Source organism: Ureibacillus thermosphaericus, assembly GCF_012396605.1.
In the GTDB taxonomy this organism is placed as follows: Bacteria; Bacillota; Bacilli; order Bacillales_A; family Planococcaceae; genus Ureibacillus; species Ureibacillus thermosphaericus.
This window is the reverse complement of sequence record NZ_JAAXPW010000014.1, coordinates 1-12,716: the sequence shown is the minus strand read 5'-3', so window position 1 is coordinate 12,716 and position 12,716 is coordinate 1. Positions and strand designations below refer to the sequence as shown.

Sequence of the window (12,716 nt, the reverse complement as noted above, 5' to 3'; positions counted from 1 at the left end):
TGATGAAAAGCTATTTAACTTTGAATAATGAAATTTTGAATCACTACCACCAAACAGGAAAAATTGATTTAGAGAAAGATCGAGAGGCTACTCGTCAATATTTTATCGAACATGTTAATCAGAAAATGCGGAAGTTTTCTAGTTTGGAAGAAAAGATTCGCTTTTTCATTGAAGAAGGATATTATGAGAAAGAATTTTTACAAAAATATTCTTTCGAATTTATAAATAAAATTTTTGACATTGCGTATTCTTATCGTTTTCGATTTCAAACATTTATGAGCGCGAGCAAATTTTTTGAAAGTTACGCAATGAAAAGTCGAGATGGAAAAGAAATTTTAGAAACTTATGAGGATCGGATGAGCATTATCGCCTTATATTTAGCGAATGGTGATGAATTGTTGGCAGAAAAAGCAATTCGTGCGATGATGGAGGCTTTTCAACCAGCAACACCAACCACACTGAATAGCGGTAAAAAAGCGCGTGGGGAATTGGTAAGTTGTTTTAAATTATCCATGGATGATTCGATGAATAGCATTGCAGAAAACCTCGGTTATTGTTTAGAACTCTCAAGGCTTGGCGGAGGGGTAGGGGTAAATTTAACGGATTTAAGACCTTTGGGTGATCCGATAAAAGGTATCGCCAATCGGGCAAGCGGTGTTATGCCCGTTGCAAAATTATTAGAAAATGCCTTTTCTTATTCCAATCAATTAGGACAACGGAATGGTTCAGGTGTTGCTTATTTAAATATTTTCCACGCGGATATTGAAGAATTTATTTCTTCTAAGAAGCCGAATGCCGACGAAAAAATTCGGTTACAAACTTTATCGACTGGTGTCATTATTCCAGATATATTTTTTGAACTGATGAAAAAAGATGAAGATATCGTTCTTTTTAGTCCTTATGATATTTATCGAGAATACGGAAAAAGAATGTCTGAAATAAGCATAACGGAAATGTACGGGGAGTTGTTGAACAACCCAAATATACGAAAGTTAAAGCAAATCAATGCTAGAAAACTATATACGGAAATCAAAAAGAGCCAATTCGAATCCGGATATCCTTTTGAAATATTTGATGATAATGTAAATAAACAACATCCACTAAAAAAACTTGGAAGAGTCAAAATGTCCAACCTCTGTACTGAAATTTTACAAGTTCAACAAACGAGCATCATTAATGATCAAGATACACCAAATGAATATGGATTAGACGTATCTTGCAATCTTGGATCATTAGATATTCACCATGCGACAAAGTTTCATGATTTTGAAGAGTTAGTAGATACAGCCATGCGTTTGTTAACACAAGTGTCTTTAATGACCAATATAAAAAACGTTCCATCTGTAAAAAAAGCAAACCAGATGATGCATTCTGTCGGATTAGGTGTTATGAATTTGCACGGACATCTTGTAACTCAAAATATATTATATGGATCAAAAGAATCAATTGAATTTATCGATTACTTTATGGAAGCATTGAACTTCTTTTCATTAAAAGCATCGATGCTACTTGCGAAAGAAAAAGGTGAAACTTTTTACGGATTTGAAATAAGCGAATATGCAAATGGTCATTATTTTGAAAAGTACGTGAATAAATTGGAAAAGGAACCTAGTGAATTGGTAAAAAAAGCTTTAGGTAATGTTCCAATCATTACAAAAGAAATGTGGAGAAAATTGAAAGAAGATGTAATGAAATACGGATTATTTAATGCTTATCGGTTAGCAATCGCACCAACCGGCTCGATTTCTTACGTTCGTTCTTGTACGGCATCCATTGCACCCATTACTGAGCGAGTAGAGATACGAGATTATGCAGATAGCCGCACGATTTATCCAATGCCATTTTTAAATAATGACAATCAACATTTATACGTAGAAGCATATGACATGAATGTCTATAAAATCATTGATTTATACGTCGCTGCACAAAAGCATGTTGATCAAGGTATCTCAATGACTTTATATGTAACAGACAAGTGGACGACGGAACAATTAGCGAAAGCCTATATTTATGCTTGGATGCGAGGAATCAAAACGGTCTATTATGTACGCCAACGATTACAATCACTGGAGGAATGTGTAGCATGTACAATTTAACATACGAAGCAGTCAATTGGAATCAGTCAGCAAGCAGTCTTGCTAAAATTTTTTGGGATCAACAATGGAAACAAATGTGGTTTCCAGAAGAAATTGCAGTTTCAAAGGATATTCAACAATGGAGAAATTTTGAGCATCAAGAAACATATAAAAAAGTGTTTGGTGGACTGACGCTGCTCGATACAATTCAAACAAATATCGGGATGAATGAAATAGCAAAATACAATCCCAATTTACAAGAAAAAGCTGTATTAACGGTATTTGGTGCCTTTGAAGCCATTCATGCGAAATCCTATTCGTATATTTTTACAACCCTTTGTCATAACGACGAAATCGAAGAAATTTTTCAATGGGTAAAAAAAAATCAACTATTACAATATAAAACTTCAAAAATTGCCAATATATATTCGTCTATTAAGGAAAATGATTTAGTCAGCCTATGGAAAGCGATGTTTGCTTCCGTCATGCTCGAATCCTTTTTATTTTATTCTGGTTTTTTCTATCCGCTCTATTTAGGGGGACAAGGCATTTTAAGGAACAGCGCAGAGGTGATTTCGCTAATATTGAGGGATGAATCCATTCATGGGGTGGCTGTTGGAATATTCGCACAAAACATTTTTAATCAATTTTCTAAAGAACAACAAGATGAATTAAAAAATTGGGGCTATGAATTATTGCTAGATTTATATGATAATGAATTGCGTTATACAGATGAAATTTATCGAGGAACAGGTTTGGAAGATGAGGTGAAGGCGTATATTCGCTATAATGGGAATAAAGCATTAATGAATTTAGGGTTCGATACAATGTTTCCTGAAGAAGAAATTCATCCAATCGTGATGAATGGAATACGAAATGAAGGTTCCACATATGATTTCTTTTCTCAAAAGGGTTCCACATATGCCTTAGCAAAAGTAGAGCCTATCACGGATGAAACGTTCCATTTTGACATTTTGCTAGATGATTGAGGCTTATAAATTGCTGTTCTATTAAAATAATGTTTTAATTATTATAATGAATTTCAAAAATTCAAAAAGGAGTTTTGTTTTTATGTATACAGTAACTAATCGAATTAAAGTGAAAAAAGGCTTGGCAAAAAAGATGGCACCACTCTTCACGCAACCTGGTCCATTATTAACGTTTAAAGGATTTCGTAAAGTAGAAGTACTCGTAAGTACACAATTTGAAGACTACGATGAAATGAACGTCGTTATGTATTGGGATTCACTCGAAGAATTTGAGGCGTGGAGAGCAAGTGATGCATTTAAAGAAGCTCATAAACGTCCAAGCGGTAATAGCGAAGAAGCCCCTACACTCGAAAATGTAATCGTAATTTCTGAAGTTGTCTCAACATTAGAAAACAATTAATGATTAAATAGGAAAGAGGGTGTCTAGAAAGTCGAAAACTTTCTGGACACCCTCGCTTCTAATTTATAGACCTTTGCTCCTGAAGTAGTCGAAACAAGATTTTACTATCCTCGTTTCAATTTTTCTTTTGCTAACCGTTCGAGATGTTTATTATATACTTTGTATGCTTCATCAATTGCATTTCTTATCATTCGATCAAATGAATTAGTAGAATGCAGTTCTTTCACAGCTGCCTTTACAAACTTCGATTGATCTTCTAAAAAGGATTGAATTTCATCTTCTGATCCTAAATGAGCATCAAAATAGATACGTTTTTTATTTCTTTCAATCATATATGTTAAATCATGTTTGATCATCACGCGTAAAATCCATTCGTTTAATCCTGTAGCTAGTTGGAGTGACATGATATAATATAATAGTTCTGGGCGATTTTCACGGAACTTTAATTGGTTAAAATGTACATTGTCTTGAAGAGCATTTAGTATAACGAAATTCGAGGAGTAGTATAGGGTTTTTTCAGCTGAGTGAATGATATTGTATTTATTGGGCAGCAATAAAAGCCAAATATTGAAGGCGATAATCCAAGCATCGATGGTATTTAATGCGCCTTCTTTAACTAGATAATTGAATTGGCTATTTTGTTTCGCTAAATCAATAAATTTGTCTACATGATATTGCTCAATATATAGTATGCTTCGTTCTACTGTAATTTCCCTATACATTCCAAACACCCCTTTGCTAAGAATGTTGTTTTGTTTTCACCCAGTCAAAACAGACATTTTTAACCAACTCTACTAATAGTTTATCGTTTAAAAACTATTTTTCCAAATCATATTTCAAAAATCAGACAAATTTTTTAAAAATAATAAGAAAGATTTATGTTATCGACAAAATTTTTGATTAATATCAGTATTTTTAGTAAATGAAACATACTATTTTTAAATAGAAATTAAGAATAAAATAATATTTTGGAAAAAAAGATTTGGGAATGAAGCGTTGTAGGTAAGGGAAACTTGAGGAGGAAATAGAATGCAGTCATTATATACATTCAAACATATTGAACCGAAGAATAATATTGAACAAAGTCCAGCTATTTTTTTATTTCATGGATTAGGAAGCGATGAAGAAGATTTATTACAAATTATAGGTGAAATAAAAGAAGTTTGCCATGTATTTAGTTTAAGGGGACCAATCAGTCATGATCCTGGTTATGCCTTCTATACTTTTGTAGAGGAAGGAAAGCCTATTCAACCTGTTTTTGATAAAGTAATTGCTGTTACAAGAGATTTTATTTTACAAGCAATTAAAGAATATCAATTAGATCCGACGAAGATATTTATTGCAGGATTTAATCAAGGAGCAGTCATCGCACAAACATTATGCATCGTGATGGGAAATCAAATTAAGGCATGTGCTTCAATGTCAGGGTTTTTACCAGATTTTGTGAAAGAACAATATCACAAAAATAAAATGGATGAAACGAAAGTATTCATTTCTCACGGGGAATATGATTACGATTTTCCAATTATGTGGAGTGCAGATAGTAAAGAATTTTTTGAGCAACATGGAGCGAAAGTTGTTTATAAAACCTATCCTGTAGGACACGGCGTTTCGCCAGAAAATATGAGAGATTTTGTTCATTTTATAATGGAAGAAATTAAATAAAAAAGCTGACGCTAGTCAGCTTTTTTATTTTGAATTGATTAATTTTTCAGCTTCTACAATCGGCATTGGTTTATGGAAATAATAACCTTGACCTGTATGGCAACCAATTTGTACAAGGGTTTTATATTGTTCCAACGTTTCGATCCCTTCCGCTACCGCATGCATGTTTAAACTTTTTGCAAGTTGAACAATTGATTTTACGATTGCATACATACCTGAATCATGTATTTCATTAATAAACGATTTATCAATTTTAATTTCTGAAAAAGGCAGCCGTTGTAGATAACTTAATGACGAGAATCCGACTCCAAAATCATCAATCGAACTCTCATAGCCATGTTCCTTTAATTTTAATAAGATGTTCTTTGCTTTTTCAAAATCAAATAATTCAAAGTTCTCAGTAACTTCGATTTTAATAAATTTTGGGTCAATTTGATATTGGCGGACAAGGGTTAATAAATCATCTGCAAAAGAATCATGATAAAAGTGTACAGGTGATACATTGATGGATACAGGATACAATTGATGGCCTTGCTTCTTTCTTTCCCATTGCCATCGTAATACTTTTTCAAAAATAGCATGATCGATATCCCTAATTTTTCCGCTATGTTCGGCTATCGAGATGAATTCTGCCGGCGAAACGTTTCCAAGTACAGGAGAATACCATCTCGCAAGAGCCTCGAATCCAATAATTTCCTTTGTCAACAAATGGACTTTTGGTTGCAAATAAACGGAAAGTTCATCATTTTTTAATCCAGTTGTTAATTCGTTTAATACGTTCAGTTCTCTTTGTATTTGTTGATCGGTTTCTTTTTCAAAATAGGAAATGACAGTTCCTATTTTTTTTCTTGATTTTGTGATAGCAATATCTGCTTGCCGTATACTTTCATCAATCGACAGTTGTTGATGAAAATAACTAACGCCAATTTTTAATGATATAAACATTTCCCTTCCATTTACATCAAAAGGTTGGGAAGTGCATTCAATAATCTTATGAATGTAATCATCCACTTTATTTACAGGAATTACGCTCCCTAAAATAAATGTAGAATTTGAAAAACGACTAAAAATCGTTCGGTTTTTTTGAGTAATCATTTCAATGCGATGAACGATTTGTTTAATTAAACGGTCGCCAACTTTGCGCCCATACATATCGACTATGGAAGTATATTCTCCTGGCTGTATTAATAAAATGACTCCTTCAACACCGTTTTGAATCCACTCGTTTAATTTTTTATAAAAATAATGGTAATTTGGAATTCCTATATTTATATCATAATAAGCTAATTGTTTTAATAGGTTTTTTTGTTTAAAATGTTTGACTGTCAAGGCGATAATAGGGGACAGTTTATTTAAAAAATCAATATCCGATTGTTTCAAATATAAATTTTTTTGAATATAGATCGTAAATGTGCCAATCATCTTTTTTTCGTTGTCGACAATTGGCTTTGACCAGCAATACTGAATGTTATAGGTTGAAATAATTTTCCGTAATTTTTCATAATCCTCTTGTAAGCTAATGGATTGTATATAAGATAAATCTTTCATATAAATTGCATTTTCACTATTACCAGTTGTTGGACTAACTTCCATTCCGACGAGGTTTTCTATCCAACTGAAGGGTATCGTGGGACTGGCAATAGCCTTTAATGTACCATCTTTTTGAAGAACATGAATAGCACAATAAACTTGTCTAATATAATTTTTTTCTACCTGTGCGGTTATTCGTTGAAGAATATCTTCTAGTTTACTATCCTTTCCTAATTCGACATATACTTCATGCTCAATTTTGTGAAGCATTTTTTCCAACATTTCGGATGTAATATCTTTGCATTGAATAAGCACAAAGGTTGCTTCTTTCTTGGAGTTTTGAATTGGTTGAATACTAAGCTGGTTCCAAAAAGCGGTACCATCTTTTTTGTAATGAATCATTGTTGTTTCATAGGTGAGCTTATTTAATATATGAAACTCCAGATCTTGTTCAGTTTCGGGAAGGGTATTTGGACCGCATAAACATGAAATATGCTTGTTTAATAATTCAGCCATATCATAACCAGTTAATTGGGCAAATGATTGATTGTAATACTTAATGGAAAGTGGTTGCCGTTTTAAATCAATGATTACAATTGGTTGCTGAAGTTGTTCACCTATCGTGTATAAATATGAATATAAATCATCATTTGTTAGGTCGATTTGTTCTTGTTTAAACATATACTTCCCACCAAATTTTGATAATACTGTAAAGTAATTATAACAAAAGTATTTATTAACATGCATTAATAATTTTTTGAAATAATGATAGTGTTTTATGTTTAATTTGTCGTATTTTTGGCAGAAGAGGATGGTTTTTGAAAAGTTTAAATGGTTTTTCTATAAATTGTAATTTTTTAATAAAATTGTGGGTTTATGCATTTTATTTTGAATAAGTCATTAAAAAAATGTAGTACAAACCTTGCGATGGTTAGTACTACTAGAGTAAATTTTCATTACATTTTCTGTTGTAAATAAATATCGTATAAGTAATAAAGTATTTCTGCTCCTTTTTCATCCACTAACAATTCTTCATTTAATTTCATGCTGACCGTTGTTTCATTTGAATTTAGCAGTTCATCTACAAATACTAATTCAATAAAAATTTTACCGCTCTTTGAGAGTCTTTCTTTTACATCATCCGAAAGCTGTAATTGTTCAAATAATGGTTCCTTCCATGTACCTTTTACTAGCAAAATATGCTTATTATGATTTTTTTCATATTCCCATTGGACATCACGTAGAATAGTTTTAAATAATTCGTCAACTGTAAATAATTCGTCTTTATATTCAATCTCATACTCACGCAAAGTATATGCATCGATCGTTAGACCGCTTTTTGCTTTTTCTGCTTGTGTATGGATACCAGAAACTGCCTCCTTTAAGTCGCTGACGGAACTTTTGCAACCTATTAATAGAAACATAGCAAGTAGTAATACAACATAAATATGTATGTTTCTCATTATAAAACCTCCTAGTGTTCAAACTATTGGCTATTTTCATCATAGCGAAAAAATTCATCGTTGTATTAGGAGATTTTAGAAAATTCCTTTACATTTCTTGTTTTTCAACTTTAATAGAAGGGAAGTTTTCATGAAAATCAATGATGAACTGCTGGAAAAATTAGGAGTGTATTTTGTATATCATGATATTTATAATCGATATGGAATTACTTTTGAAACATTTGTTGAACGTTGGGTGAGGGGAACATTAGAGATTTAAAACGAATAGCGTTCACAAAAAATCGCTAGACGATGTCACCAATAGGTTGGACAAGTCTAGCGATTGAAATGTGGCTAAAAATGACGCTCAATCCATTCGTTTGCTTCTTTCCAATTATGAACTCGAATCACGTTGGAAGGTATAACTTTACGATTGTATGGTGTGTCAAATAACAGTACGGGAATTTGGAGTTCTTCTGCAAGTATCACCGCATTATCATGTTTATCTTCAAAAAAAACATCTACGCGATACTTTTTTGCAGCTTCCAATTTATCATGACTACCTATTAATTCAATATGATCATAAGGTACTTGATGCTGTTCAAACCATTTTTTCGTCACATCGTATAAATGCAAGTCTCGAGCGGATATATAATATAATTCATATTGTTTATGCCAATTGTTTAAGATTTGTTGAGCATCGTTAGCAATTTTGCTTACTGAATATAAATAAGGTTCATTTTCTTTAAACCAACGAGCAAACTCGTTTCGATCAACCGGATGGGGGAATGCGCTTAAAAAATCATATTCAATGACATCATCAAGTACGATGTTTGTATTGTATTGTTTATTTATATGTGGAATCAGCGTATCAGGAGTTGTTACTGTTCCATCAATATCAATACCGAAACGAGGCTTATTTTGCTTCATATGGACCCCCTAAGATTCAATTTGTTTTTGTTCTCGCTCTGTTAACATTTCTGCTGCCAATTTATCGATTTCTTTTTTCAATTCTTCTACCATTGTTTCTTCTGGTACTTTTCGTACGGTTTTACCCTTCATAAAGAGTAAACCTTCTCCTCGAGCACCTGCGATTCCGATGTCTGCTTCTCTCGCTTCTCCCGGCCCGTTTACCGCACAGCCTAATACCGCTACTTTCAATGGTACATTCAGTTTTGAAATATACTCTTCTATTTCGTTAGCAATGGAAATTAAATCGATTTCGATTCGACCACATGTTGGACATGAAACTAAAGTAGCCATGTTTGATGCAAGACCAAATGCTTTCAATAATTCTCGAGCTACTTTTACTTCTTCTACTGGATCAGCAGAAAGAGAAATACGTAATGTATTGCCGATTCCTTTGGATAAAAGAGCACCTAAACCAGCAGCGGATTTAATTGTACCGGAAAAGAGCGTTCCAGATTCTGTAATACCTAAGTGCAATGGATAATCAAATGCACGTGCAGCTTTTTCGTAAGCTTCGATAGCAAGATTTACATCAGAAGCTTTCATCGACACGATAATATCATGGAAATCTAAATCTTCCAGTATTTTAATATGATGTAAAGCAGATTCAACCATTCCATCTGCAGTAGGATAGCCATATTTTTCTAATATATGGCGTTCTAAGGATCCTGCATTAACACCAATTCGAATTGGAACACCTTTTTCTTTTGCCGCATTCACTACGGCTTCAACTTTCTCGCGACGACCAATATTGCCGGGATTAATGCGTACTTTATCGATACCGTTTTCTATAGCCATCAAGGCAAGTTTATAGTTAAAATGAATATCCGCTACTAAAGGGATATGGATGCGTTTCTTTATTTCAGGAATCGCCGCTGCAGCTCGTTCGTCTGGAACAGCAACACGTACTAGCTGACACCCTGCTTCTTCTAATCGTAAAATTTCAGCAACAGTAGCTTCCACATCGTGAGTTTTCGTTGTACACATACTTTGAATGATTAGTTCGTTACTACCGCCGATTGTTAAATTGCCGACACGTACTGGACGTGTTTTCGAACGATGAATAATTTCACTCATCAATAACTCTCTCCTTCTTGAGGTACTTTTTCCGTACCTTCACTTCCATTATTTTAGCAGTGTAAAATAGTGTCGACAAGGAAGAAACACGTTTTTTTATTTTTTACATTCATGGTTATTTGAGTAAATCGGTATTTTGATTAATTCACCTGGTGCTATGACTTGATTTTTTAAATGTGGATTAAATTTGTAAAAATCCGCCATTCGTTCTGGTACTGAAATTCTTTCATCTGTTGGATATTGGGCGAGTAACCCTTGTAAAGTATCCCCTTCTTTTGTAATAACAGGTACTGTTTTTACAGCTAGTTGTTCATTGCATTGGTCAACGCTTTCAGAAAACGCGATTAATGGTACTGTTCCTTCAGTTAAATCTATTTTAATGACCGTAACGATTATGATGATGATAGATGTTAATAGAAAAAATCTCATATAAAAACCCTCCTTGCTCCACTATATGAAGCAAGGAAGGATTCAGAACTTCTTTTTTTCTATTTTTGGATATTTTAGTGATGCAATTGTTAATAGAATGATGGTAATGATGGCATTAACAACTGTTCCAAACCAACTAGATATATTAATAAATGAAAATAGGATAGATAGTAGTGTTGACCATGTAATCGCTAATGCGGTCGTTCTCCACATATGTCGATATTCCCCGCGACGATTGAATATTTTTAATAATAATGTTCCTATGGCTGCGTAAATGGTAATTCTCACAAATAATAAAACGGTAGAAGTTAAGAGTAATAAAAGAAGCGCAAAAGGATAGAGCAGCCATTGAATATCAGAGACATATTGTTGCAACCCTTCAAATTGAATAGTAGTTTTCGATACCCCTGTTAAAAATTGTATAAACGAGAAAATCGTAACAATCGCAATTAGAATAAATACATATTGAATTACTTTACCGATTGTTAATAGTCGATAAGCAGCTAGCTTGTTTGGTTGAAACAGACTGTGTATGAATATTTGTAAATGAGTAACCATTTTCTTCTCCTCCATTGAGAGTTTAACATGAAATGATGAAAAGAAAAAACGTACAAAAACATTTTATTGAAACTTTTTGCAAACCTGTCCGTAAACTGTATCATGGAGGGAAGAACTTGGAAATCATTGCTTGGTTACTCATTATTATTTGTTTTATCGTGGCTTTTGTAGGATTAGTTTATCCAATCATTCCATCGGTATTATTTATACTATTAGGATTTATCGTTTATGGTTTGTTTTTCTCCTTTGCAGAACTTTCATGGTGGTTTTGGATCATCGAGATTCTGTTTGTTATTTTATTGTTTGTGGCGGATACTTTAGCGAATCTGATTGGCGTGAAAAAGTTTGGCGGAACGAAGGCTGGACTTTGGGGCAGCACGATTGGTTTATTAGCAGGACCATTTATCATACCATTTCTGGGCATTATTATCGGGCCATTTATAGGTGCAGTAATGGGGGAAATGATAGTTGCGAAAAAAGAATTTAGCCAAGCGGTTCGAGCTGGTATTGGCTCGCTTGTTGGCTTCTTAACATCTGTTGTAACAAAAACGATGATCCAATTAGTGATGATTATTGTTTTTGTAATCGCAATCGCATAATAAGTTTTTTGTATAAAAAATCATCTAAAAGGAAATAGTGAGTTTGGTTGAAAAATAAGTGCGTCACTGTTAAAAGACAAACAATGGATTGATTTCAGCCAAAAGTATGAAAATCACTAAGAAAGAGCTAAATCATTGAATGACTACCTCTATTTTGATAATCTTATAGAGGTAGGAAATTACTGATTTATACAAAGGAGGAAATTCTAATGGCATTCGAATTACCAAAATTACCTTATGCTTACGATGCTTTAGAACCACACATTGATGCACAAACAATGGAGATCCATCATACAAGACACCACAATACGTATGTAACAAATTTAAATGCTGCTGTAGAAGGTACTGAATACGCTGATAAAGATTTAATCGAACTTATTTCAAATATCAATGCTCTTCCAGCTGATAAACAAACTGCAGTTCGCAATAATGGTGGCGGACATGCAAATCACTCATTATTCTGGGAAATTTTAACACCTGGAGGTTCAAAAACTCCAACTGGTGAGTTAGCTTCTGCAATTGATGCGAAATTCGGTAGCTTCGATGCATTTAAAGAAGAGTTTGCAAAAGCTGCTGCAGGCCGCTTCGGTTCTGGATGGGCTTGGTTAGTAGTAGATAACGGTGAATTAAAAATCACTTCTACGCCAAACCAAGATTCTCCATACATGGAAGGCCAAACACCAATCCTTGGATTAGACGTTTGGGAACACGCTTATTACTTAAAATATCAAAACCGTCGTCCTGACTACATTGCTGCATTCTGGAATGTAGTAAACTGGGACGTTGTAGCAGAAAAATATGCTGCAGCAAAATAATTGACTTTAAAAAAATGAGGAAAGCCTAAACATAGGTTTTCCTTTCAGCTTGTAGACAAAGTCCCTAACTAGGGGCCAAATCTACAGGCTTTTTTGTATAATAGGGATAGAATTCTTGGTTAACGGGGGAAATTTAGGATGTTATCGAAGCGTACTGACAATAATCGA

Annotated in this window: 14 protein-coding genes; 7 read left to right on the top strand and 7 right to left on the bottom strand. The window is 33.6% G+C overall.

The features are described from left to right. Positions 1-2: 2 nt before the first annotated feature. From nrdE to HF990_RS07335, 3 genes are all read left to right on the top strand, one after another. Positions 3-2,096, top strand: coding sequence for a class 1b ribonucleoside-diphosphate reductase subunit alpha (gene nrdE, locus HF990_RS07345; protein ID WP_168412312.1), 2,094 nt, complete (start codon positions 3-5; stop codon positions 2,094-2,096). Further along, positions 2,084-3,064, top strand: coding sequence for a class 1b ribonucleoside-diphosphate reductase subunit beta (gene nrdF, locus HF990_RS07340; protein ID WP_168412311.1), 981 nt, complete (start codon positions 2,084-2,086; stop codon positions 3,062-3,064). Before nrdE ends, nrdF begins: the two co-directional genes overlap by 13 nt. An 82-nt stretch (positions 3,065-3,146) precedes the next feature. Then, positions 3,147-3,464: a heme oxygenase gene (locus tag HF990_RS07335; protein WP_016838982.1), complete on the top strand. Its 318-nt coding sequence runs from the start codon at positions 3,147-3,149 to the stop codon at positions 3,462-3,464. A gap of 104 nt (positions 3,465-3,568) precedes the next feature. Here HF990_RS07335 and HF990_RS07330 read toward each other — a convergent pair whose 3' ends face one another. After that, positions 3,569-4,186: a hypothetical protein gene (locus HF990_RS07330; RefSeq protein WP_016838981.1), complete on the bottom strand. Its 618-nt coding sequence runs from the start codon at positions 4,184-4,186 to the stop codon at positions 3,569-3,571. Positions 4,187-4,493: 307 nt separating this feature from the next. Here HF990_RS07330 and HF990_RS07325 point away from each other — a divergent pair, with 307 nt between their 5' ends. Continuing rightward, positions 4,494-5,129, top strand: coding sequence for an alpha/beta hydrolase (locus HF990_RS07325; protein WP_168412310.1), 636 nt, complete (start codon positions 4,494-4,496; stop codon positions 5,127-5,129). A gap of 24 nt (positions 5,130-5,153) precedes the next feature. On the opposite strand, the gene HF990_RS07320 is transcribed toward HF990_RS07325, so the two are convergent. Both HF990_RS07320 and HF990_RS07315 read right to left on the bottom strand, forming a co-directional pair. Next, entirely contained in the window at positions 5,154-7,340 is a 2,187-nt protein-coding gene (locus HF990_RS07320) for an EAL domain-containing protein (protein ID WP_016838979.1), read from the bottom strand. 275 nt (positions 7,341-7,615) lie between these two features. Further along, positions 7,616-8,122 carry a hypothetical protein gene (locus tag HF990_RS07315; RefSeq protein ID WP_016838978.1) on the bottom strand — a complete coding sequence of 169 codons (507 nt, stop codon included), beginning with the start codon at positions 8,120-8,122 and terminating at the stop codon, positions 7,616-7,618. Positions 8,123-8,252: 130 nt separating this feature from the next. Here HF990_RS07315 and HF990_RS15210 point away from each other — a divergent pair, with 130 nt between their 5' ends. Next, complete coding sequence (locus tag HF990_RS15210) at positions 8,253-8,381, top strand: hypothetical protein (RefSeq protein WP_016838977.1); 129 nt, start codon at positions 8,253-8,255, stop codon at positions 8,379-8,381. A 74-nt stretch (positions 8,382-8,455) separates the two neighbouring features. Here the strand turns inward: HF990_RS15210 and HF990_RS07310 are convergent, their stop codons facing one another. The 4 genes from HF990_RS07310 to HF990_RS07295 form a co-directional block, all read right to left on the bottom strand. Then, entirely contained in the window at positions 8,456-9,031 is a 576-nt protein-coding gene (locus HF990_RS07310; RefSeq protein ID WP_016838976.1) for a 5' nucleotidase, NT5C type, read from the bottom strand. A 9-nt stretch (positions 9,032-9,040) separates the two neighbouring features. After that, a complete protein-coding gene (gene ispG / locus HF990_RS07305; RefSeq protein WP_016838975.1) occupies positions 9,041-10,147 on the bottom strand; it encodes a flavodoxin-dependent (E)-4-hydroxy-3-methylbut-2-enyl-diphosphate synthase in 1,107 nt (368 codons plus the stop codon). Positions 10,148-10,243: 96 nt separating this feature from the next. Next, positions 10,244-10,576, bottom strand: coding sequence for a LysM peptidoglycan-binding domain-containing protein (locus HF990_RS07300; RefSeq protein WP_168412309.1), 333 nt, complete (start codon positions 10,574-10,576; stop codon positions 10,244-10,246). 42 nt (positions 10,577-10,618) lie between these two features. Next, positions 10,619-11,134, bottom strand: coding sequence for a DUF1189 family protein (locus HF990_RS07295; protein ID WP_016838973.1), 516 nt, complete (start codon positions 11,132-11,134; stop codon positions 10,619-10,621). A 116-nt stretch (positions 11,135-11,250) separates the two neighbouring features. Here HF990_RS07295 and HF990_RS07290 point away from each other — a divergent pair, with 116 nt between their 5' ends. Together HF990_RS07290 and HF990_RS07285 are read left to right on the top strand one after the other, a co-directional pair. Then, positions 11,251-11,733: a DUF456 domain-containing protein gene (locus HF990_RS07290; RefSeq protein ID WP_168412308.1), complete on the top strand. Its 483-nt coding sequence runs from the start codon at positions 11,251-11,253 to the stop codon at positions 11,731-11,733. Between the two features lie 209 nt (positions 11,734-11,942). Further along, positions 11,943-12,548, top strand: coding sequence for a superoxide dismutase (locus HF990_RS07285; RefSeq protein WP_016838971.1), 606 nt, complete (start codon positions 11,943-11,945; stop codon positions 12,546-12,548). Positions 12,549-12,716 lie beyond the last annotated feature (168 nt).

Excerpts from the sequence above, each read along its gene's own strand:
- nrdE (WP_168412312.1), top strand. The coding sequence starts at position 3 with ATGAAAAGCTATTTAACTTTGAATAATGAAATTTTGAATCACTACCAC.
- nrdF (WP_168412311.1), top strand. The coding sequence starts at position 2,084 with ATGTACAATTTAACATACGAAGCAGTCAATTGGAATCAGTCAGCAAGC.
- HF990_RS07335 (WP_016838982.1), top strand. The coding sequence starts at position 3,147 with ATGTATACAGTAACTAATCGAATTAAAGTGAAAAAAGGCTTGGCAAAA.
- HF990_RS07330 (WP_016838981.1), bottom strand. The coding sequence starts at position 4,186 with ATGTATAGGGAAATTACAGTAGAACGAAGCATACTATATATTGAGCAA.
- HF990_RS07325 (WP_168412310.1), top strand. The coding sequence starts at position 4,494 with ATGCAGTCATTATATACATTCAAACATATTGAACCGAAGAATAATATT.
- HF990_RS07320 (WP_016838979.1), bottom strand. The coding sequence starts at position 7,340 with ATGTTTAAACAAGAACAAATCGACCTAACAAATGATGATTTATATTCA.
- HF990_RS07315 (WP_016838978.1), bottom strand. The coding sequence starts at position 8,122 with ATGAGAAACATACATATTTATGTTGTATTACTACTTGCTATGTTTCTA.
- HF990_RS15210 (WP_016838977.1), top strand. The coding sequence starts at position 8,253 with ATGAAAATCAATGATGAACTGCTGGAAAAATTAGGAGTGTATTTTGTA.
- HF990_RS07310 (WP_016838976.1), bottom strand. The coding sequence starts at position 9,031 with ATGAAGCAAAATAAGCCTCGTTTCGGTATTGATATTGATGGAACAGTA.
- ispG (WP_016838975.1), bottom strand. The coding sequence starts at position 10,147 with ATGAGTGAAATTATTCATCGTTCGAAAACACGTCCAGTACGTGTCGGC.
- HF990_RS07300 (WP_168412309.1), bottom strand. The coding sequence starts at position 10,576 with ATGAGATTTTTTCTATTAACATCTATCATCATCATAATCGTTACGGTC.
- HF990_RS07295 (WP_016838973.1), bottom strand. The coding sequence starts at position 11,134 with ATGGTTACTCATTTACAAATATTCATACACAGTCTGTTTCAACCAAAC.
- HF990_RS07285 (WP_016838971.1), top strand. The coding sequence starts at position 11,943 with ATGGCATTCGAATTACCAAAATTACCTTATGCTTACGATGCTTTAGAA.